The 21,191-nt window shown below is 31.2% G+C and carries 20 protein-coding genes; 19 read left to right on the top strand and 1 reads right to left on the bottom strand.

Features of this window, described 5'->3' with window-relative positions:
* The first annotated feature begins 106 nt into the window (after positions 1-106).
* From wecB to VK164_RS07500, 9 genes are read left to right on the top strand one after another with little or no spacing between them, the layout of a single operon-like run.
* Positions 107-1,243 (top strand): non-hydrolyzing UDP-N-acetylglucosamine 2-epimerase, encoded by a 1,137-nt coding sequence (wecB, locus tag VK164_RS07540; protein WP_324208771.1) that lies wholly within the window; start codon positions 107-109, stop codon positions 1,241-1,243.
* A gap of 20 nt (positions 1,244-1,263) precedes the next feature.
* Positions 1,264-1,614 (top strand): four helix bundle protein, encoded by a 351-nt coding sequence (locus VK164_RS07535; protein ID WP_324208770.1) that lies wholly within the window; start codon positions 1,264-1,266, stop codon positions 1,612-1,614.
* Positions 1,615-1,661: 47 nt separating this feature from the next.
* Complete coding sequence (locus VK164_RS07530; RefSeq protein ID WP_324208769.1) at positions 1,662-2,864, top strand: glycosyltransferase family 4 protein; 1,203 nt, start codon at positions 1,662-1,664, stop codon at positions 2,862-2,864.
* Between the two features lie 8 nt (positions 2,865-2,872).
* A complete protein-coding gene (locus VK164_RS07525; RefSeq protein WP_324208768.1) occupies positions 2,873-3,478 on the top strand; it encodes a sugar transferase in 606 nt (201 codons plus the stop codon).
* Between the two features lie 21 nt (positions 3,479-3,499).
* Positions 3,500-4,144, top strand: coding sequence for a NeuD/PglB/VioB family sugar acetyltransferase (locus VK164_RS07520; protein ID WP_324208767.1), 645 nt, complete (start codon positions 3,500-3,502; stop codon positions 4,142-4,144).
* Positions 4,144-5,274, top strand: a complete 1,131-nt coding sequence (locus VK164_RS07515) for a DegT/DnrJ/EryC1/StrS family aminotransferase (protein ID WP_324208766.1) — start codon at positions 4,144-4,146, stop codon at positions 5,272-5,274. The genes VK164_RS07520 and VK164_RS07515 overlap by 1 nt, the downstream gene beginning before the upstream one ends.
* Before the next feature lie 52 nt (positions 5,275-5,326).
* The gene (locus tag VK164_RS07510) at positions 5,327-7,279 is read left to right on the top strand and encodes a nucleoside-diphosphate sugar epimerase/dehydratase (RefSeq protein ID WP_324208765.1); all 1,953 of its coding nucleotides are present in this window, start codon (positions 5,327-5,329) and stop codon (positions 7,277-7,279) included.
* Positions 7,280-7,326: 47 nt separating this feature from the next.
* Positions 7,327-8,091, top strand: a complete 765-nt coding sequence (locus VK164_RS07505) for a polysaccharide biosynthesis/export family protein (protein ID WP_324208764.1) — start codon at positions 7,327-7,329, stop codon at positions 8,089-8,091.
* A gap of 4 nt (positions 8,092-8,095) precedes the next feature.
* Positions 8,096-10,462: a GumC family protein gene (locus VK164_RS07500; RefSeq protein WP_324208763.1), complete on the top strand. Its 2,367-nt coding sequence runs from the start codon at positions 8,096-8,098 to the stop codon at positions 10,460-10,462.
* On the opposite strand, the gene VK164_RS07495 is transcribed toward VK164_RS07500, so the two are convergent.
* The gene (locus VK164_RS07495) at positions 10,463-11,197 is read right to left on the bottom strand and encodes a tyrosine-protein phosphatase (RefSeq protein WP_324208762.1); all 735 of its coding nucleotides are present in this window, start codon (positions 11,195-11,197) and stop codon (positions 10,463-10,465) included. It lies immediately after the preceding gene.
* 295 nt (positions 11,198-11,492) lie between these two features.
* Between VK164_RS07495 and VK164_RS07490 the strand changes: the two genes are divergently transcribed.
* The 10 genes from VK164_RS07490 to VK164_RS07445 are packed head-to-tail and all read left to right on the top strand — an operon-like array spanning position 11,493 to position 21,185.
* On the top strand, positions 11,493-12,437 hold the full coding sequence (locus tag VK164_RS07490; RefSeq protein ID WP_324208761.1) for an ABC transporter permease: 945 nt from the start codon (positions 11,493-11,495) through the stop codon (positions 12,435-12,437).
* Positions 12,438-12,495: 58 nt separating this feature from the next.
* Complete coding sequence (locus VK164_RS07485; protein ID WP_324208760.1) at positions 12,496-13,746, top strand: ABC transporter ATP-binding protein; 1,251 nt, start codon at positions 12,496-12,498, stop codon at positions 13,744-13,746.
* Positions 13,734-15,044, top strand: a complete 1,311-nt coding sequence (locus VK164_RS07480) for a glycosyltransferase (RefSeq protein WP_324208759.1) — start codon at positions 13,734-13,736, stop codon at positions 15,042-15,044. The genes VK164_RS07485 and VK164_RS07480 overlap by 13 nt, the downstream gene beginning before the upstream one ends.
* Before the next feature lie 4 nt (positions 15,045-15,048).
* On the top strand, positions 15,049-15,924 hold the full coding sequence (locus VK164_RS07475) for a methionyl-tRNA formyltransferase (RefSeq protein ID WP_324208758.1): 876 nt from the start codon (positions 15,049-15,051) through the stop codon (positions 15,922-15,924).
* Positions 15,924-17,051, top strand: coding sequence for a dTDP-4-amino-4,6-dideoxygalactose transaminase (rffA, locus tag VK164_RS07470; RefSeq protein WP_324208757.1), 1,128 nt, complete (start codon positions 15,924-15,926; stop codon positions 17,049-17,051). Before VK164_RS07475 ends, rffA begins: the two co-directional genes overlap by 1 nt.
* 5 nt (positions 17,052-17,056) lie before the next feature.
* Positions 17,057-17,683 carry an acyltransferase gene (locus VK164_RS07465; protein ID WP_324208756.1) on the top strand — a complete coding sequence of 209 codons (627 nt, stop codon included), beginning with the start codon at positions 17,057-17,059 and terminating at the stop codon, positions 17,681-17,683.
* Positions 17,661-18,611 (top strand): glycosyltransferase family 10 domain-containing protein, encoded by a 951-nt coding sequence (locus VK164_RS07460; protein WP_324208755.1) that lies wholly within the window; start codon positions 17,661-17,663, stop codon positions 18,609-18,611. The genes VK164_RS07465 and VK164_RS07460 overlap by 23 nt, the downstream gene beginning before the upstream one ends.
* Positions 18,611-19,330, top strand: a complete 720-nt coding sequence (locus VK164_RS07455) for a DUF1796 family putative cysteine peptidase (RefSeq protein ID WP_324208754.1) — start codon at positions 18,611-18,613, stop codon at positions 19,328-19,330. Before VK164_RS07460 ends, VK164_RS07455 begins: the two co-directional genes overlap by 1 nt.
* The gene (locus tag VK164_RS07450; protein WP_324208753.1) at positions 19,331-20,239 is read left to right on the top strand and encodes a glycosyltransferase family 2 protein; all 909 of its coding nucleotides are present in this window, start codon (positions 19,331-19,333) and stop codon (positions 20,237-20,239) included.
* A 4-nt stretch (positions 20,240-20,243) separates the two neighbouring features.
* Positions 20,244-21,185 (top strand): glycosyltransferase family 2 protein, encoded by a 942-nt coding sequence (locus VK164_RS07445; protein WP_324208752.1) that lies wholly within the window; start codon positions 20,244-20,246, stop codon positions 21,183-21,185.
* Positions 21,186-21,191: the final 6 nt, after the last annotated feature.

The following is a 21,191-nucleotide window of genomic DNA, read 5'->3' as shown; positions in this document are numbered from 1 at the left end:
AAGAAAATAAGAATGAAGTAATAGGGAAATATTAAAGAAGTTATTTTTCTTTATTCGAATCAAACTTTTTACTTTTTACTTTTGCCTTGTCTCTTAAAAAAGATATATGAAAAAACTAAAACTTATAACTGTTGTTGGAACGCGTCCAGAAATCATCCGTTTATCACGAGTGATGGCTGCTTTGGATGCTTCTGAAGCTATAGAACATATACTTGTTCACACAGGACAAAATTATGATTACGAATTGAATCAGATTTTTTTTGACGATTTAGGCATTCGTAAACCTGATTATTTTTTAAATGCTGCTGGAAAAACAGCTACAGAAACCGTTGGACAAATTTTAATTAAAATTGATCCGCTTTTAGAAAAAGTGCAACCAGATGCTTTCTTAGTTTTGGGCGATACGAACAGTTGTTTGTGTGCGATTCCTGCTAAAAAACGCCAAATTCCTATATTTCATATGGAAGCTGGAAATCGTTGTTTTGATCAACGTGTTCCTGAAGAAACCAATCGTAAAATTGTAGATCATATTTCCGATGTGAATTTGACTTACAGCGATATTGCTCGAGAATATTTACTTCGTGAAGGCTTACCTGCTGATAGAATTATTAAAACGGGTTCGCCAATGTTTGAAGTGCTACATTATTATTTGCCGAATATTCAAGCATCAGACATTCTTTCAAGGCTTAATTTAGAAAAAAGAAAATACTTTGTGGTTTCATCACATCGTGAAGAAAACATCAATAATCCGGATAATTTTAATGGCTTAATCGAAAGTTTAAATCAAATTGCAGAGCACTATAAATTTCCAATTATTGTGAGCACCCATCCGCGAACTCGTAACATGATTGAAAGTAAGAATGTAAAAGTTCGTGAGGAGGTTCAGTTTTTAAAGCCAATGGGATTTAACGATTATAATGCATTGCAAATGAATGCTTTTGCTGTTTTATCGGATAGTGGTACGATTTCAGAAGAATCTTCAATTTTAAATTTCCCAGCATTAAATATTCGCCAAGCACACGAACGACCAGAAGCTATGGAGGAAGCATCTGTAATGATGGTTGGACTTTCATCTGAAAGAATTATGCAAGGGTTAGTGCAATTAGAAACTCAAAAAACGGACTCTGAAAGAAATTTCCGCCTTGTTGCCGATTATTCTATGCCAAATGTCTCAGAAAAAATGGTGCGAATAATATTGAGTTATACGGATTATGTGAATCGAGTGGTTTGGTCAAAAAAGTAAAAGAGCCAAGTAAAATTATTATGAAAGAAAATGATTTACTAAAAAGAACTTTCAATTTTGGAGTTGATTGTTTAAAATATTTAAGAAAATTAGAAGCTAATCCAGAGAATAATTTAATAAGATTTCAATTAGGAAAATCTTGCACTTCGGTTGGAGCAAATTATGAAGAATCACAAGCAGGATCTTCAAAACCTGATTTTATAAATAAAGTTAAAATATCATTAAGAGAAGCCAGAGAATCTAATTATTGGTTGAGAATTTTAAAAGAATTATCTGATAAAGATGATAAAAATCTTGAATATCTTATTCAGGAAAGTAAAGAAATTAAGAGTATTCTTGGTGCAATTGTCAATAAATCTAATAATAATTAAAGTATGAAACTTTTTACTTTTTACTTTTTACTTGGCTCTTTATTTGTATGAGAATTATCTTCTTAGCATTAGCTTATCCAAAAATTCCAAATTCGAGTAATTTATATACCGATTTAATGGAAGAATTTCGCAATCAAGGTCATGAAGTTTTTGTCGTGGCGCCAGCTGTGAATGATTCTGAAGTTGGATTGATAAATGAAGAAGGGATTTCTGTAATTCGTGTTAAAACACTTCAGCTGTTAAATGTAAATCCTATCCAAAAAGGAATTGCGAATGTTTTATTACCTTTTCAATATAAAAAAGCGATTAAAAAATATTTCAAGTCTAAAACCTTAGATTTAATCATCATGCCAACTCCACCTATTAGTTTGGTTGATGTGGCGAGTTGGTTAAAAAAGAAATATCAATCGAAATTATATTTGATTTTAAGAGATATTTTCCCTCAAAATGCAGTCGATTTAAACATGATGAAAAAAGACGGATTGCTGTATAATTTTTTCCGAAAAAAAGAACATTTTCTATATGAAGTAGCTGATGAAATAGGTTGTATGTCGCCAGGAAATATTGATTATGTAATCCAACATAATCCTAAAATGAAAGTTGAAAAATTACATTTATTACCCAATTGGCAAAAAGAAATTCCACAGTTTTCTGAAGATAGAGAATCTTTAAGAAATAAGTATAATTTTGATGATAAGTTTGTCATTATTTTTGGAGGAAATATTGGTTTGCCTCAAAAGTTAGAAAATATTTTGATGGTTGCAGAATTGTTTAAGCCAGAAGACAAAGTCTTGTTTTTTATTGTTGGACAAGGAACGGAAAAAGCTAAGATTGAAAAACTAATAGTAGATAAAAACATTCAAAACGTTATAATTAAGAATTCATTACCGCGGGGAGATTATCAAAATATTATATCGGTTGCTGATTGCGGTTTAATTTCTTTACATGAAAATTTTACAATTCCGAATATTCCATCCAAATCGTTGAGTTATTTTAATGCAAAAATTCCTGTTTTGGCAGCAATTGATATTAATACAGATTACGGAACGATTATTCAAGACGAACTCAAAGCTGGAGTTTGGGCACCATCAAACCAACCTAATCTAATTAAAGAAAAAATTGATTTATTGCGTTCAAATCCCCAACTTTGTAAACAAATGGGTGAAAATGGATATCAGTATTTTATCAATAATGTAACACCAAAACATAGTTATGAAGTTATTATGAGCCAAGTAAAAAGAGCCAAGTAAAAAGTAATATGTATTCAAGAATAATAAAACCAATTTTAGATTTTCTACTTGCCGTGATGGGATTCATAATCTTATTACCAGTATTTCTATTGGTAACTTTTTTGTTGTTTTTTGCCAACCAAGGAAAACCTTTTTTTATTCAACGTCGACCTGGTAAGAATTGTAAAGTGTTCAGTATTATCAAGTTTAAAACAATGAATGATAAAAAAGATGCAGCGGGAAAATTATTACATGATTCAGAAAGATTGACAACTGTAGGGAAGTTTGTTCGGAAAACTTCTTTAGATGAAATACCACAATTGTTAAATGTGATAAAAGGTGAGATGAGTTTAATAGGACCTCGACCATTATTAACAGATTATGTACATCTATATAGTACCTTTCAAAATCGTAGACATGAAGTTAAACCTGGAATTACAGGTTGGGCTCAAGTAAATGGTAGAAATGCAATTTCTTGGGATAAACGATTTGAATTAGATGTTTATTATGTTGATCATGTTTCTTTTGCATTAGATTTAAAAATCTTATTTTTAACCGCTAAAAAAGTAGTAATTAGCGAAGGAATAAATGCGGAAAATGCCGCTACAATTGAGCCTTTTGAAGGTCAATATTAATTATTTATGTGCCCCCTACATATGAAAAAAATAGCTATTATAGGAGCTGGAGGTTTTGGAAGAGAAGTGAAAATGCTTATTGACCAAATTAATGCAGTTGAAAATAAATACCAATTCATAGGTTATTATGATGATGGGAAAGAAAAAGGAACATTGATAAATGGTTTTCCAGTTTTAGGAATGGTAGCCGATTTGAATAGTGTTTCTGAAGAAATTACTGTTGCTTTGGCATTAGGAAATCCAGTTTACAAAAAGAATGTTGTTACTTTAATTCATAATTCAAATATAACATATGAAACGTTGATTCATCCTTCTGTTTTAATCGGGAATGATGATGTTTTAATTGGGAAGGGAGCTGTGATTTGTGCGGGAAATATTATTACATGCAACATTATAATTAAAGATTATGTGACTATTAATTTAGCTTGTACAATTGGTCATGATACTGTTTTAGAAGATTATGTATCTTTGATGCCAGGGGTGAATGTTTCAGGAGAAGTAGTTGTAGAGGAAGCCGTTTATGTAGGTACAGGAGCAAAAATAATCAATCAAGTTTTTGTTGGAAAAAACACCACAATTGGTGCTGGAGCTGTGGTTTCTAAATCACTTCCAGAAAATTGTACGGCTGTTGGAATTCCTGCTAAACCAATAAAATTACATTCATAATGCAACAAGAAAAAATATGGTTGTCTTCACCACATATGGGAGGTAAGGAGCAAAAATTTGTACAAGAAGCATTTGAAACCAATTGGGTAGCACCATTGGGTCCTAACGTGAATGGATTTGAGCAGGAATTAGAAAAGTATTTAAATCAAAATGTTTTTGTTGGTGCTTTGAGTTCAGGGACAGCGGCGTTGCATTTAGGTTTGATTTTATTAGGAGTAAAAGCTGGTGATGAGGTAATTTGTCAATCAATGACTTTTTCGGCATCAGCCAATCCTATTGCTTATTTGGGAGCTACACCAATTTTTATAGATAGCGAAATAGATACTTGGAACATGTGTCCAATCGCATTAGAAGAAGCCATTAAAGATAGAATTTCAAAAGGTAAAAAGCCTAAAGCTATTATTCCAGTTCATTTATATGGAATGCCAGCAAAAATGGACGAAATTACAGCGATTGCAAATCGATATGAAATTCCAGTTTTGGAAGATAGTGCTGAAGCTTTAGGGAGTTCATATAAAGGTCGCAAATGCGGTACTTTTGGAGCTATTTCAGTATTGTCTTTTAATGGAAATAAAATCATCACTACTTCGGGTGGTGGGGCAATTGTTGCTCGTACCAAAGAATTAAAAGACAAAGCCGTTTTTTTATCAACTCAGGCTAGAGATAATGCACCACATTATCAGCATTCTCAAATTGGCTATAATTATAGAATGAGCAATATTTGTGCAGGTATTGGTCGTGGACAAATGGAGGTTTTGGATCTTCATGTGAGTTTGAGAAGAAAAATACATCAATTTTATATAGATTTCTTTTCAACGGTAGATTCGGTTAAAGTATTGCACGAACCGACAGCTGATTATTATTCTAATCATTGGTTAACGGCTATTGTATTAGAATCTTACGAAAAAAGAGAAACTTTGCGATTAGCTTTTGAACAAGCAAATATTGAAACTAGACCACTATGGAAACCAATGCATTTACAACCAGTTTTTGAAAAATCTCCTTATTATGGAACTACAGTTTCTGAAGAATTGTTTAATAATGGATTGTGTTTGCCATCTGGTTCTAATCTTTCTGAAAATGAGCAAAATAGAATTCTATCGGTGCTTAACTGTTTCTTTATGAAGTAATTTGAGATTGCTAATCAAATTTTGTTAAATTTGTCTCCCCAAATTAAATTTAGTGCCACAAAATAAAAACGAAAATAATTCGTCAATTGCTTCATTTTTAATGAAGAACAAAATTATTCACTTAGGTTATCTTCCTAGATGGGTTATATTTTTAATTGATATAGCCATTATCCTATTTGCTAATTTAGTTACTTATTTGATAGTTTCTAATTTGACTTTCAAATATTACGATACAGCTTCAGTTTTCCAAAGAACTTTGATTATTGTATTGACACAGATTTTTTTCTTTTTTGCATTTAAGACTTATGCGGGGATTATAAGACATTCTACTTTGAATGACGGATTTAATCTTTTCAAAGCAACATTTAGCACCTTTCTTGCTTTGGCGGTATTAAATTATTCTCATTATTATTTTATAGGGACTAAGATTTTTTTAATGCCAGCTTTGTTGTTGATGTTTTTTATTTCCTTTATTTTTTTGTTATCTTTTAGAATAGCGGTAAAGATTATTTACCAAATTTATATTGAGGCAAGTCATGCTTCTGGATATCAAAGAGTAGTGATTTATGGGACCGATAATCATGCAATTGCTCTGGCAAATGCTTTAAAAGCGGAACAACCAAGACGGTATAAATTAGTTGGTTTTATTGATAAATATAAGAATAATGTTACTAAGACCATCTTGGATTTGCCTATTGTATCTCATGAAACATCTATTGTTAAAATTTTAGAAGAATTAAATGCTGATAACTTAATTATTGCAGATAAAAATATTCCTAGTAAGTTGCAACTTTTGATTATAGATCAGTGTTTAGAAAACGATATTAAATTATTGACTGTTCCTGTGGTAACCGATTGGAACAATCAAAGACAGCTTACAAAGCGTATTAAAACTTTTGAAATTCAAGATTTATTAGATAGAAAGCCTATTGTTTTAAATACAAGTTTAATTTCAAATCAAATTAAAAACAAAGTTGTTTTAATCACTGGAGCTGCGGGCTCTATAGGTAGCGAAATAGTAAATCAAGTAATCGAATTTAATCCTCAAAAAATCATTGTTGTAGACCAAGCTGAAACACCATTGCATCAATTGTGTCTTGATTTGGAAAAGAAAATGAATAAAAGTGCTTTTATTCCATATGTTGCTGATGTTAGGGATGAAAAGGTGATGGAACAAATTTTCGAGTTGCATCAACCTCATGTGGTGTATCATGCTGCGGCTTATAAACACGTGCCATTGATGGAAAGTAATCCTTTTCAAGCTGTTTATACGAATGTTTTTGGTACAAAAGTGATAGCTGATTTGGCTTTGAAACACAAAAGCGATTCTTTTGTAATGGTTTCGACAGATAAAGCGGTAAATCCCAGTAATATTATGGGAGCTAGTAAGCGAATAGCAGAACAATATGTACAATCGTTAGCGTATGAAGTAGAAAATGAACCTTCTCATAAAACGAAATTTATTACTACTCGATTTGGAAATGTATTAGGTTCAAATGGTTCAGTTGTGCCCTTATTTACAAAACAAATTGAAGCTGGTGGACCAATCACAATTACACATCCTGATATTATTCGTTATTTCATGACAATTCCTGAAGCTTGTCAATTGGTTTTAGAAGCAGGATCTATGGGTAATGGTGGTGAAATCTATATTTTTGATATGGGAAAACCAGTAAAAATTATTGATTTGGCTCATAAAATGATTCGATTGGCTGGTTTTGTACCTGAAAAAGATATTCAAGTTGCAATTATTGGTTTACGTCCTGGAGAAAAATTATTTGAAGAATTATTGAATAATTCTTCTAAAACTCAACCAACACATCATGAAAAAATAATGATTGCTAAAGAAGAGAGTACGCAAGAATTTAAACAAATTAAAACGGATATTAATAGATTAGTGCTAGAAGCATCAAGTTTGACAACTATTGAAATTGTGAAACAAATGAAAATACTTGTGCCCGAATTTAAAAGTAATAATTCTGAATTTACAGATTTAGACAGCTAAAAGAACTATAATTCATGAAAGAAATTATATTTGTAAAAAAATCCCCTATGAATGCAATTTATCGCTTAGCCACATTTTTGTTACTTGCTGTTGTATTACAGTCTTGTTCTTCATCAAAAAATATTGCTTATTTTCAGGATACTATTGCAAGTTCGACTGCACAAAAGTTTGAACCTGTTCTACAGCCAGACGATGTTTTGAATATTGTAATCTCCTCTGAAAATCCTGAGATTGCAGCGCCTTATAATTTAAAAACAGTTGTTTTTCAAGGTAATGCAGAAAGTAGTGTGGCACAAGAGCGTTTACAAACGTATCTAATTGACCAGACAGGTTTTATAGAGTTGCCCATGGTTGGTAACGTGAAATTAGCAGGTTTAACTAGAACAGAAGCGGTTAATGAACTTAAAAAAGTATTAACAGACCATATTAAAGATCCTATAATTAATTTAAGAATTGTAAATTTTAAAGTTTCTATTTTAGGTGAAGTTGCAAAACCTGGGGTTTATACCATTCAAAGTGAGCGAGTAACTTTAGTTGAAGCTCTGGCTTTAGCGGGAGATTTAACCATTTACGGTAAACGAAATGATATTCTTTTAATCCGAGAAAAAGAAGGTATAAAAACTATGCAGCGTATTGATATAACGAAATCGGATTTTATTAATTCTCCGTATTATTATTTAACTCAAAACGATGTGGTTTATATTGAACCTAATAAAACTAGAGTAAATTCATCAGTAATTGGACCTAATATAGCTGTTGGAATTTCTGCATTATCATTAGTGGTTACTATATTAGCCTTAACAATAAAATAATAAGATGTATCAGTATAGCAATTCAGAAGATAGTTCAGAGAGAAATTTTAATCTTCGAGAACAAATTGAAGGATATTTAAGCCATTGGAAATGGTTTGTTGTTGGTGTTGCCATCACGGTTTCTGTAGCGTTTATTTATTTGCGTTATGCTGTTCCTTTGTATAGCGCTAGTTCTACTATACTGGTTAAAGATGAACGAAAAGGAGGTTTGGCTTCTGAACTGTCTGCGTTTTCAGATTTAGGAATGCTAAAAAACGTTAAAAGTAATGTGGATAACGAAATAGAAGTCATTAAATCTAGAACACTTGTTGAAAAAACAGTTAAGGATTTAGGGTTAAATATTTCCTACATTAACGAAGGAAGAATCAAAGATGGTGAAATTTATAAAGATTCTCCAATTGTGGTTTTCTTTTCTAATCAAAACGAGCAATTTTATAAAGAGAACCATAAGCTTAGAGTTGTTGCCGCTTCTGCTTCTACGTATACTTTATATGATGAAGCTGGTAGTAAAAGAGGTGTTTTTAAATATGGTGAAACTATTAAATATAAATCGGGGACTTGTAGTATTTTAAAAAATAATTTAGAACCAGAAAAGAATAAAACTGAATTTTCTATTCGAATTGAAATTCAGCCAGTTTTACAAGTTGCAGAAAGCTATAAAGCCCGACTAAAGGTGATGGCTTTGAGTAAAAACACTAGCGTTATTGAATTGTCGTTTGTAGATCCAGTGTTGTACAGAGCAGAGGATTTTTTAGATGCTTTGGTTCGAAATTACAATCAAGATGCTATTGATGATAAAAACTTTATTTCTGAAAATACTTCAAAGTTTATAGAACAACGATTGAAATTAATTTCACAAGAACTAGAAGGTGTTGAAAAAGATGCGGAAGAATTTAAAAAAACGAATAAAGTAACTGATATAACTTCAGAAGCAGGTTTGTTTTTAGAAAACGCAAGTGAGTTTGAAAAACGTGAAATTGAAACAGAAACCCAACTGAAAGTGGTTAACACAATGTTGGATTACATGAAAAACACAACAAATGAAAATTTAATTCCAGCCAATATTTTAACTTCTGATGTAAATGCAGTGGGCTTAATTGATCAATATAATCAATTGGTTCTTGAGCGAAACCGAATATTGAAAACTGCGGGTCCAAAAAACAGTATGGTATTGGCAGTGGATAAAAAAATTGCGTCATTAAAAAGCAATGTTTCTTCTAGTTTGAATCAATTAAAAGCATCCTTGCAAATTAAAAAGAATGATTTAGCGCGTCAAAATGCTATAGTGGATGGACGAATTTCTCAAATCCCTACGCAAGAAAAAGAATTTAGAATTATTGCTAGACAGCAACAAGTTAAAGAAGCGTTGTATCTATACTTATTGGAAAAAAGGGAAGAAACGGCTATTTCTTTAGCAGTTACAGAACCCAATGCAAAGGTGATTGATCAAGCGCATGCTGCATTAAGTCCTGTTTCACCTAATAGAAAGGTGGTTTATATAGTGGCGCTTTTCTTAGGGCTATTCATTCCATTTGCTGTTATTTATGTAATTCGATTATTTGATACCAAAGTAAAATCTCGATTGGATATTGAAAGAGCAACTACAATGCCTTTTATAGGTGATGTACCAAAATCGGAAACTTCGGAACAAATCATTAATACCAATAGTAGAACAAGTACGGCTGAAGCACTTCGAATTGTGCGTACTAATTTAGAGTTTTTACTGAATGAAGTACCAGAAGGAGTTGCGAAAACAATTTTCCTAACATCAACATTCCCAAAAGAAGGAAAAACATTCATTTCAGTAAACTTGGCGTCAACCATTGCTTTGTCTGATAAGAAAGTATTGTTAGTTGGATTGGATATTAGAAACCCTAAATTAGAAGAGTATTTAGTAGTTCCGAAAGTGGGGATAACTAATTATTTAGCATCCAAAGAGTACACAAAAATTGAAGATTTTATTACTAAGGTGGATGGTTTTTCTAATTTCTATGCGTTGCCTGCAGGTGTTATTCCTCCTAATCCAGCTGAGTTATTGATGGGTAAAAAAGTAGGTGAGTTATTTGAAAAATTAAAGCAAGATTACGACTATATTATTGTTGATACAGCTCCTGTAAGTTTGGTGACGGATACATTGTTAATTGCAAAATATGCCGATACATTTATTTATGTAACTCGTGCTAATTATTTAGACAAACGTATGTTGTCTTTGCCAGAAAAATTGTATCAAGAAAAGAAATTACCTAATATGTCAATCTTAATCAACGATACCGATTCTACAAAAGGTTATGGTTATGGCTATGGTTACGGTTATGGCTATGGTTCAGATGAAAAATTAGTACCAGCTTGGAAGCGATTTTTTAAGAAATAGTTACTTGAAAAACACATTTTTAGCAATTGTTTCTTCAAGTATTTGATTGTTTTTAATAACCAGTTTGTTTTGGAATGCTGCTATGTGGTTTTTGTGATGAAAATCGGAACCCACAAAGTCGTATAGTTTTTCTTTTAGTAAATAATCAGCAATTTCTGACGCATTTTTGCCATAGTAACCTACCGTTGCAAGCAAATTCAACTGGAATAAACAACCGGCTTTTTTCAGTTTTGCAAATTCTTTTTTATTTGAATGTAAGTAAGTGTATCGTTCTGGGTGTGCTAAAACTAACTGATATCCTTTTAATTGTAATTCAAATAGAAAATCATACAATTGAATAGGAGCATTCAAATATGACATTTCAATTAAAATGAAATTGTCTTTTAATGTTAATAGTTTTTCTTGTTGTACTTGCAGTATTAAATTTTCATCTAAAAAATATTCTGAAGCAAATTGTAAATCAACTTGTTTGGTTAAACTTGGTAGCTCTGTTTGGGTTTTTTGATGAGCTGTTGTTATAGCACTTGTTGTATTATCCCATACATTTTTCATCGTATGTGGTGTGGTAATCACTTTTGAAAAACCATATCCTATCATTGATTCTAATAAAAATTTAGAATCTTCTATTTCTTGTGCACCATCATCAATTCCAGGTAATATATGCGAATGAATGTCCACATAATTAGTGGGAATTAGTTCAGAAAGTTTAGGTTTTGTTTTGAAAAAGGATAACATGATTGGGAATTTGATGCAAAGATAGTTTTTTTTATGAAGTTCAATATCTGAATAAGAAGTTATGCAATTGTGTTGCTATACTATTCATTTTGTATATATGATTAGTGCTATATCAGTGCTATATCTATGCTATATTAGTGCTGTATAATAATTTATAACATGCTTTTAAAATACCGTATTCAAGCTTAATTACTTATTTTGTAAACTCAATTTTGACTTTTTTGTATAGAATTTGCGTTATTTCTTGAATTAATTTGTCTTCTGTTTAAAATAGTGTATTTTTGATATGGTAAAAATGAAAGTCCCTGAATACATGAATAAAACCGAATTTTCAGACGAAGAAAAGCTGTTTAAGGATGCTTCCGAAAATGAATTTTCTAACCCTAATAATACTGGAGATGACTCTGAGTCATGGGACGCTGTTATTGAGTCCAAGCATTCGCTTTTGGATTTAAATTTGAAAGAATTGTGGCATTATCGTGATTTATTGGTGTTGTTTGTGCGAAGGGATTTTGTTACGGTTTATAAGCAAACCATTTTAGGACCTTTGTGGTTTTTTATTCAGCCTATTTTAACCACTATTACTTTTACCATTATTTTTGGAAATGTTGCTCAACTTTCTACAGATGGAGCTCCTAAGTTGGTGTTTTATATGTCAGGTATTACACTTTGGAATTATTTTTCCACATGTTTAACAAATGTTTCAGGTGTTTTTAATGCTAATGCTTCAATATTTGGTAAGGTTTATTTTCCTCGTTTGATTATGCCTTTAACCATTGTAATTTCAAACTTAATGAAGTTTGGTGTTCAATTTATATTATTTCTATGTTTTGTGGGCTATTATTATTCTCAAAATGAAATTAAACCAAATCTTTGGATAGTGGCAACTCCAATTGTAATTGTTTTAATGGCGTTAATTTCAATGGGAATTGGTTTGATTTTGTCTTCTATGACCACTAAGTATAAAGATTTGAATCAATTGATTGCCTTTGGAGTGCAACTTTTTATGTATGCTACACCAGTAATTTATCCTAGTTCTTCTGTTCCTACAGCTTATCAATGGGTGGTGGAGTTAAATCCTTTAGTTGGTTTGTTTGATTATGTGCGTTATGCTTATTTAGGAGTTGGCTCGTTTGTTTTTTCTGATTTTATTTATCCATTTGTTTTTGCATTAGTTGTTTTGTTTGTAGGGATTTTGGTTTTTAATAAAGTACAGAAAACGTTCATGGATACGGTATAGTTTTAAAAAGTGAGAAATGGTAAGATGTCGATTTAGAATGAAAATTAGGTAAGAACAAATGAGTAAAGTAGTAATAAAATCAGAAAATATATCTAAGCAATATCGTTTAGGGCTTGTAGGTACAGGTACGGTTAAAGACGATATGAAACGTTGGTGGCATAATTTGCGTGGAAAAGAAGATCCTTTTTTAAAAATAGGTGAAGCTAATGATAGGAGTAGCAAAGGCGAAAGTGATTATGTTTGGAGTTTGCGCGATATTAATTTTGAAATCAATCAGGGAGATTCAGTTGGGATTATTGGTCGTAATGGTGCTGGAAAATCTACGTTGTTAAAAATATTAAGTCAAGTTACCCAACCTACCACTGGTAAAATTTATACAAAAGGTCGCATTGCTTCATTGTTAGAAGTTGGAACTGGTTTTCATCCAGAAATGACGGGTAGAGAGAACATCTATTTGAATGGTGCTATTTTGGGCATGCGAAAGCATGAAATTAAGCGTAAATTTGATGAAATTGTTGCCTTTTCTGGAGTAGAACGATATATTGATACACCTGTTAAACGTTATTCATCAGGGATGTATGTGCGTTTAGCGTTTGCAGTTGCGGCCCATTTGGAATCTGAGATTTTGATAGTAGATGAGGTATTAGCTGTAGGTGATGCAGAGTTTCAAAAAAAGTGTTTAGGTAAAATGAATGATGTTAGTAAGGGAGAAGGTAGGACTATTTTGTTTGTGAGTCATAATTTAGATGCTGTAAAAAAACTTTGTAATAAAGGGTTATTATTGCATCACGGGCAACTCATTCATGATGGGAATATAGATACTACTTTAGATTCTTATTTATTAAATTATTCTTCAAATGAAAAACAGTCGGAACTTAATTTTCATGAAGATGAAACTAAAGAAGCACAAATTTTAAGTGTTGCTTTAAAAGACAAAGAAGGAAAAAATGTTATTGAGTTTTATTCTAATCAAGAAATTTGTGTGCACATTACTTTAAAAAATACACTATTGAGTAAGGGTGTTAGATTAAATTTTTCTCTTTTAGATAAATTTGAAAATGTTATTTTTATCAACAGAAAGGATTTAGATTTTACAGGGATTTCTGAATGGTTAGTCCAAATTCCAAGTGACACTATTATTGCCAATCAATACAAAATAGGATTAGCTTTAGATATTCCAAAAGTGAAAGTATTGGATTATCCAACAGAAAAGATCAATCTTAGTATAGTTAATATTGCTCAGGATGAATTCAAATATGGTGATACTGAGAATGGAGTCTTTAAAATGCCGGTTATATGGAGCAAATAAAGAAAAAAATATTGTTATTATCTTCAGGAGATGTAAATGGAGCTTATGAGGCTGTTTATCGTTTAGGAAAGCACTTTATTTCAAAAGGTCATCAAGTAAAAATGTTAGTTAAAAATAGAACCAAGCCTGATAGTTTTATTATTACTTACTTAGATGCTCCAAAGCCATATAAACGTAAAAGTATTTTAGAGCGGTTATTACAAAAAATTAAAAACAAATTCAGTATAAAGATAATTACGCCTAAAATAAATTATGATTTAAATTATGATTTTATAAGTGTAGATGAAACTTCTGTGAATGTTTCATCTAATAGAATTCTAGAATTAATTGGTTTTACTCCAGAAATTGTATACACTGGAATGACGGATAACTTTATGAATTCAACAGATTTACTTAATTTACAACAATTAACTAATGCTGAGGTTTATAACATTGCTGTAGACATGAATCATTTTACTGGTGGTTGTCATTTTGCATGGGATTGTAATGGTTATATTGAAGGATGTTCCAGTAAATGTCCAGCTATTCTGGGTGTTGAAGGAAAGGAAATTCCAAAGATAAATTTTGAAACCAAATTAAGTAATGCGAAAAAAGGTAACTTCAAAATCATAGGAATGTCACAATGGACAGTAAATCAAGCTAAAGATTCTTATATTTATAGAGGTCAAAAAGAATATCTTAATGTAAACAGTTTAATTGATACTTCTTTATTTAATTCCAATAATAAAGCTATAGCGAAACGAATTTTTGATATGAACGACGATACATTCTATATTTTGATGGGATGTCAACACGCGAATGCTAAAAGAAAGGGATTTGAATATTTACTTGCTGCATTGCAGAGTTTAGAAAAAAAACTAACAGTGGAGCAAAAAAGTAAAATAGAAGTGTTAATTGTTTCTAGAAGTAAGGTAGATTCTTTTAATGAAATTCCTTTTCATAAAAAGCATATTGACTATATAAATGATTATCGTTTGTTAGCCTTATTGTATCAGGCTTCTGATGTATTTGTGAATTCTTCTATAGAAGATGCTGGGCCTATGATGGTTTCGGAGGCTTTAGCGTGTGGTACGCCAGTTGTAGGATTTGATATGGGTGTAGTTAATAATATGGTAATTTCAGGATACAATGGTTATAAAGCCAAATTGAAAGATAGTAAAGATTTAGCTAATGGAATAAAAACAATTTTTGAATTATCACCTGAAAGCTATAAAGAATATTCTAAAAACGCTGTTAAACAAGTTGAACAATATTCTTCACTAAATGCGGTTGATAAAATTTTGAATTTAAATACTTAAAATTATGAAGTTTGGATTCTTTTTAATGACCCAAAAAGGGTTTGACGTTTTAAATTCATTAATTAAAAATCAACAAACTCAATTCGTTGATTTTATTTGTATCGGAATAGACGCAAATTTAGAAGACGACTTTTCGGATAAGATAAAAGAGTTGTGTGAAATCCATACGATTACTTATTTTTTTAAAGAATCACTTTCTGAAAGAGTTTTAAATAGTGATTTTTATATTGCTATTTCCTGGCGTTGGTTACTTGATTTATCTAATTTAATTATAATTCACGATTCTATATTGCCAAAATACAGAGGTTTTGCTCCTTTGGTAAATATGTTGATAAATGGTGAAAAAGAAATCGGTGCAACAGCTCTTTTTGCTTCAAATGAATATGATAAAGGCGATATTTTAGCTCAAGAAAAAATAGCTATTCAATATCCAATTACAATAGCAGAGGCAATAACTGTTGTTGGCAATTTGTATATTGAGCTTGTTAATCAAATTATACGTCAAAGTTTATTAAATTCTTTTAAGCCAAAACAGCAAAATGAAAAAGAGGCTACTTATTCTTTATGGCTAGATCACGAAGATTATTTTATAGATTGGAATTGGAGCGCAGAAAAAATAAAAAGAAAAGTAGATGCTTGTGGCTTTCCTTATGATGGTGCTAAAACAATTTTAGAGAATGATATCATTATGATTGAGAAAGTGGAAGTGGAACAAGATGTTCAAATCGAAAATCGAACGGTTGGGAAAGTGATTTTTGTAAAAGAAAATTGTCCTGTGATAGTTTGTGGTAAAGGATTATTACGACTTACCGTTGCAAAAAACGTAAATACGAAAGAAAATATTTTACCTTTGAGTAAATTTAGATTAAAATTCAAATAATGATTCCGTTTAATAAACCTTTTCTAATAGGGAATGAAATTCAATACATTGAAGATGCGGTTCGTTCTGGAAAAATATCTGGAAACGGGAAGTACACCAAAATGTGTCAAGAGTTTTTTGAACAACAATATGGTTTTAAAAAGACCCTTTTAACATCTTCTTGTACAGATGCACTAGAAATGGCAGCTATTTTAGCAGACATTAAAGAAGGAGATGAGATAATTATCCCAAGTTATACGTTTGTGTCTACCGCTTTAGCCTTTGTAAGACAAGGTGCTAAAATTGTTTTTGCTGATTCGTATTTGGATAACCCTAATATTGATGCCACCACCATAGAAGCGTTAATTACGCCTAAGACAAAAGCGATTGTGCCCGTTCACTATGCAGGTATAGCTTGTGATATGGATCTGATTATGGATTTGGCAGATAAGTATAATTTATTAGTAATTGAAGATGCTGCACAAGCCGTAGATAGTTTTTATATCGGAAGAAATGGTGTCAAAAAAGCATTAGGATCCATAGGACATTTAGGGGCTTTTTCTTTTCATGAAACGAAAAATATTATAGCTGGTGAAGGAGGGATGTTAACCATCAATGATAACCGTTTTATAGGAAGAGCCGAAATTATTTGGGAAAAAGGAACCAACCGTTCTCAGTTTTTCAGAGGCGAAGTCGATAAATATGGATGGGTAGATACAGGAAGTTCTTTTTTGCCATCCGAAGTAACAGCGGCTTTTTTATGGGCGCAAGTAGAGAATATCCCAACCATTCAAAATAAGAGAAAACAACTCTGGGATTATTATTATAAAAAGTTGAGCACTATAGCTTCTGATTTAGCCATTCAATTACCCTTAGTTCCTGAATATGCGACTAATAATGCCCATATGTTTTTTATTAACTTTGATACTTTAGAACAGCGGTCAATAGCTATACAAAAATTAAAAGGAAAGGAAATTTTAGCCGTTTTTCATTATATATCTTTACATTCAAGTCCTTATTATCATGAAAAACATGATGGAAGAGTATTGATGAATAGCGATAAATTTACAAACACACTATTGCGATTACCTTTATTCTATGAGCTTAGTGAAAATGAGATTGATAGTATCGTTTCGTGCTTTAAATAATTGATATGATTAGAAAAATCAAGAATAGAATTATTCAATATATCTTTTTACAAATGCAAGAACTGCAAAGGAAAAAAGAGATTCAAGAATTGGAAAGTTTAAAAAAACAATTCAAAAAGGTTGGTGTTGGTTTTGCTTTAGGAAGGGATTATAGTGTTTTGAATCCACAGAGTATGCAGTTTGGGGATAATTTCATGGCTTCATTCAGATTTAGAATTGAGGCTATTACAAAATATGGGGCTCAAAAATTTGACCCTTGCATTTCAATTGGTAATAATGTTACTTTTAATCCAGATTGTCATATAGGTTGTGTCAACAAAATTGACATAGGTGATAATTGTTTGTTTGCTAGTCGAGTTTTTATCTCAGACCATAATCATGGGGATACTACTTTTGAGATGTTATCTATTCCTCCTGCTGATAGGCCATTAATAAGTTCAGGAATCATTACTATTGGTAAAAATGTTTGGGTAGGTGAAGGAGCGGCAATATTGGGTGGAGTGAAAATTGGAGATAATGTTGTAATTGCAACAAATGCAGTAGTCACAAAAGATGTAGCAAAAAACACAGTAGTTGGAGGTGTGCCTGCCGAAATCATAAAAATCATAAATGAAGATGAAACCAACCATTAGAGTAAATTTTGAAGATTTTTGGGCTGGTTATGAAAAAACCAATAACTACTTTTATAATTTGTTAGCGCAAAAATATGAGGTAATAATTGATGAAAAAAATCCAGAAATTTTATTTTATTCTTGTTTTGGGTTTAAATACTTAAAATATACTTGTAAACGTGTATTGTTTCTTGGTGAAAATATTCGGCCAGATTTAACTTCTTGTGATTTAGCTTTTTCCTATGATTTCAATTCTAGTAATAGACATTTTAGATTGCCATTATATTCCCTGTATATAGAGCATCACAATATGTTAGATAAATTAAATAGAAAATTGTCAAGAGAAGAAGCTGAGCAGATTTGGAAATCCAAAACTAATTTTTGCTGTATGGTGGTTTCAAATCCCGATTGTAAGGAACGTATCGATTTTTATCATAATTTATCAAAAGTAAAACAAGTAGATTCGGGAGGAAAATATTTAAACAACGTGGGTGGTCCTGTGCTAGATAAATTTGAGTTTATTAAAGATTATAAATTTGTTTTGTCTTTTGAAAATGGCATTCATGATGGTTATACAACAGAAAAAGTTCTAGAACCTATGTTTATGCATTGTATACCAATTTATTGGGGGAATAAATTAGTGCATAAAGATTTTAATAAAAATCGATTTGTGAACTATTTTGATTTTAATTCAGAAGAAGCAGTAATTCAAAAAATGCTTGAAATTGATTCCGACGACGAATTAGGAATTCAAATGATAATGGAGCAGCCTTTTAATATTAAAAAAGTATCTTATGAAGAGGAGCTCCAATTGGTGCTAAAAAAACTCACTAAATTGATTGAAAGTGATAAACCTCCAATTGCTCAAACTTTATGGAGTTATGTGCATCGATTAAAATTAAAAATACCTTACTATAAAAAAATAGCATATTCTAAGTTGCGTGGCTAATGAAAATAAATCTACCCTTTCAATACCAACTCAAAATTAATAAGCAATATAAGCCTGTTAAATCTTTATTGCCTATTGGTTGCGATTGTCATCCAGCCTATATGTTGTCAAAATTGGAGCTACGAAAAGAGAGTTTGCCTTTCGATTGGTTAGATATAAAACCACATTTAGCATTAAATTTTACTTTTGAAACCATACAATCTGAATTTAATTTTTTTTTAAGCGATTTAGATAAAAATGTACAAGGAAAAGTGTTCTCTCAGAAGCATCCAGAAGCGTTGTTTTATCATTTTAATGATTTAATGGAGAATAAAGCTTTTCAAAAAAAAATTAAAGATCGTACGCAACGATTTTTAAAACTACATAAAAATAAATCTTGTTATTTTTTGCACACTGTAACCAGTCAAGCAATAAAAGAGCAATCTGATTTGCAATTTGTAATTCAATCTATTGATAAATTTTCTTCGATCCTAAAACCTAATGATGAACTTTTGATTTATTTGCGTTTTGATGAATCAATAAATGAAAACAGTCAAAATGCTCAGTTGTTAGAAAGGGCAATTCAATCGTATCCGCAAGTTAAAATGATTTCTTATGTGAGACAAAAGGAAGCATTTGGAATCTGGGGCGATGAAACATACTATAAAAAACTTGTAAATGATATAGGAATTCAAACCAAAATAGGATTTCCTAAAATCACACTAATTAAAAAAAAATAAATGCTCGCCATAATCATCCCGTATTATAAATTCACTTACTTTGAAGCTACGTTAAAATCGTTAGCCAATCAGAGCGATAAACGTTTTAAAGTATATGTTGGAGATGATGCTAGTCCAGAAAACTGTGCTCCTTTAATTGCAAAGTATAAAACGCATTTTGATTTAGATTATCATCGTTTTGAAACTAATTTTGGAGGATCTAATTTAACCGAACAATGGAAACGCTGTATTGATTTGTCTAAGAATGAAGAATGGTTACTGATTCTAGGCGACGATGATGTTTTAGATGAAAATGTAGTTGCTTCTTTCTATGAAAACCAAGACGAAATAAATTCGAATGAATGCCAAGTAATTCGATTTGCTTCTCGATATATAGATGAAAATCAAAAATCATTAAAAGGATATCCAGATTTTTTTAATCCAAAACTAGAAAAAGTTGAAGAGTCGTTTTACAGAAATTTCTCAGGGCAATCTAGAAGTTCTTTGTCGGAACATATTTTCTCACGAAGCACTTACCTTAAATTTGGTTTTTACAATTATCCTTTAGCATGGCATTCTGATGATAGAGCATGGCTTGAATTTGCGGATAAGAGACCAATTTACAGCATAAATGATGTTTTTGTTGAGGTTAGAGTTACATCTGAAAGTATTACTGGAAAAAAAGATAATGAAGCGCTGAAGCAAAAGGCAAAAATTCAGTTTTATGAATTTATTGTGAATCACAAACAGCTACAGTTTACAAAAGAACAAAAAGAAGATTTATTGTTATTCTACGGAGTTTTGCTTCAAAATCAAAAACCATTTCCTGTCAAAAAAGGCTTTATAGTTCTTATTTCGTTGATTAAATTAGTCAGTTTTTATAATGCAATCCGATTTCTAAGAAGAGTTATAAAATCACAATTTAAATAATCTAATGAGAATCTCTGTCATCATCCCTGTATACAATGCTGCTGCTTATATTGAAAAAGCGGTGACTTCAGCTTTGTTTCATGGCCAAGTAAAAGAAGTTGTTTTAGTAAACGATGGAAGTACAGATGATTCTTTAGCTATTCTTCAGAAATTACAACAATCCGATGCTAGAATTATAATCTATCATCATGAAAATAAGGTCAATAAAGGACGTTCTGCCAGTCGTAATTTAGCCTTGCAAAAAGCAACCCAACCTTTTATTGCCTTTTTAGATGCCGATGATTTTTACTTGGAAAATCGTTTTGAAACCGACAGCAAAATTTTTGGTAGCGATACTACAATTGACGGTGTTTACAATGCTATTGGAGTTCATTTTTATAGAGATTTTTCAGATGAAGAACACCAAGAATTATCTTTAACTACCGTTACAGAGGCTATTCCGCCGCAAGAATTATTTGGCTATTTATTAAACGGTAAAAAAGGCTATTTTTCAATTGATGGTTTAACTATCAAAAAAGAAGTATTAACTAAAATCGGACTTTTTCAAGAGCATTTAGTAGTAGCTGAAGATACTGATTGGTTGCTTAAAATGGCACTAACCTCAAAATTAGTGGCTGGAAACATCAAAGAAGCCGTTGCTATGCGAGGTGTTCATGATGCCAATATTTTTAATCAAACGGAACAATATAAAATACACCGTCAAAAAATGTACAAATCGGTTATTTGTTGGAGTTTTCAAAATAACATCGAAAAAGCTAAAATCGATTTACTATTGAATTGGCTATTTTATTACCGCTACAAAGAAAAGTATAGCTTATTAACAGAGTTCAAGTATTGGTTTTATTTGCTAAAATCAAATCCGAAACTACTTGCCTCAACTTTAGCTATTAAATACTGCCCAATTATTAGGAAAAGAAAGCAACTTTTCCCAATTTTGTTCCGATAAACACAA

This window comes from Flavobacterium sp., assembly GCF_035299005.1.
GTDB lineage: Bacteria > Bacteroidota > Bacteroidia > Flavobacteriales > Flavobacteriaceae > Flavobacterium.
Note: the sequence above shows the minus strand (reverse complement) of the source record. Positions and strands in the feature narration are given on the sequence as shown.

Bases quoted from the DNA above. Each gene is read 5' to 3' on its own strand.
- wecB (WP_324208771.1), top strand. From the start codon at position 107: ATGAAAAAACTAAAACTTATAACTGTTGTTGGAACGCGTCCAGAAATC.
- VK164_RS07535 (WP_324208770.1), top strand. From the start codon at position 1,264: ATGAAAGAAAATGATTTACTAAAAAGAACTTTCAATTTTGGAGTTGAT.
- VK164_RS07530 (WP_324208769.1), top strand. From the start codon at position 1,662: ATGAGAATTATCTTCTTAGCATTAGCTTATCCAAAAATTCCAAATTCG.
- VK164_RS07525 (WP_324208768.1), top strand. From the start codon at position 2,873: ATGTATTCAAGAATAATAAAACCAATTTTAGATTTTCTACTTGCCGTG.
- VK164_RS07520 (WP_324208767.1), top strand. From the start codon at position 3,500: ATGAAAAAAATAGCTATTATAGGAGCTGGAGGTTTTGGAAGAGAAGTG.
- VK164_RS07515 (WP_324208766.1), top strand. From the start codon at position 4,144: ATGCAACAAGAAAAAATATGGTTGTCTTCACCACATATGGGAGGTAAG.
- VK164_RS07505 (WP_324208764.1), top strand. From the start codon at position 7,327: ATGAATGCAATTTATCGCTTAGCCACATTTTTGTTACTTGCTGTTGTA.
- VK164_RS07500 (WP_324208763.1), top strand. From the start codon at position 8,096: ATGTATCAGTATAGCAATTCAGAAGATAGTTCAGAGAGAAATTTTAAT.
- VK164_RS07495 (WP_324208762.1), bottom strand. From the start codon at position 11,197: ATGTTATCCTTTTTCAAAACAAAACCTAAACTTTCTGAACTAATTCCC.
- VK164_RS07490 (WP_324208761.1), top strand. From the start codon at position 11,493: ATGAAAGTCCCTGAATACATGAATAAAACCGAATTTTCAGACGAAGAA.
- VK164_RS07485 (WP_324208760.1), top strand. From the start codon at position 12,496: ATGAGTAAAGTAGTAATAAAATCAGAAAATATATCTAAGCAATATCGT.
- VK164_RS07480 (WP_324208759.1), top strand. From the start codon at position 13,734: ATGGAGCAAATAAAGAAAAAAATATTGTTATTATCTTCAGGAGATGTA.
- VK164_RS07475 (WP_324208758.1), top strand. From the start codon at position 15,049: ATGAAGTTTGGATTCTTTTTAATGACCCAAAAAGGGTTTGACGTTTTA.
- rffA (WP_324208757.1), top strand. From the start codon at position 15,924: ATGATTCCGTTTAATAAACCTTTTCTAATAGGGAATGAAATTCAATAC.
- VK164_RS07465 (WP_324208756.1), top strand. From the start codon at position 17,057: ATGATTAGAAAAATCAAGAATAGAATTATTCAATATATCTTTTTACAA.
- VK164_RS07460 (WP_324208755.1), top strand. From the start codon at position 17,661: ATGAAGATGAAACCAACCATTAGAGTAAATTTTGAAGATTTTTGGGCT.
- VK164_RS07455 (WP_324208754.1), top strand. From the start codon at position 18,611: ATGAAAATAAATCTACCCTTTCAATACCAACTCAAAATTAATAAGCAA.
- VK164_RS07450 (WP_324208753.1), top strand. From the start codon at position 19,331: ATGCTCGCCATAATCATCCCGTATTATAAATTCACTTACTTTGAAGCT.
- VK164_RS07445 (WP_324208752.1), top strand. From the start codon at position 20,244: ATGAGAATCTCTGTCATCATCCCTGTATACAATGCTGCTGCTTATATT.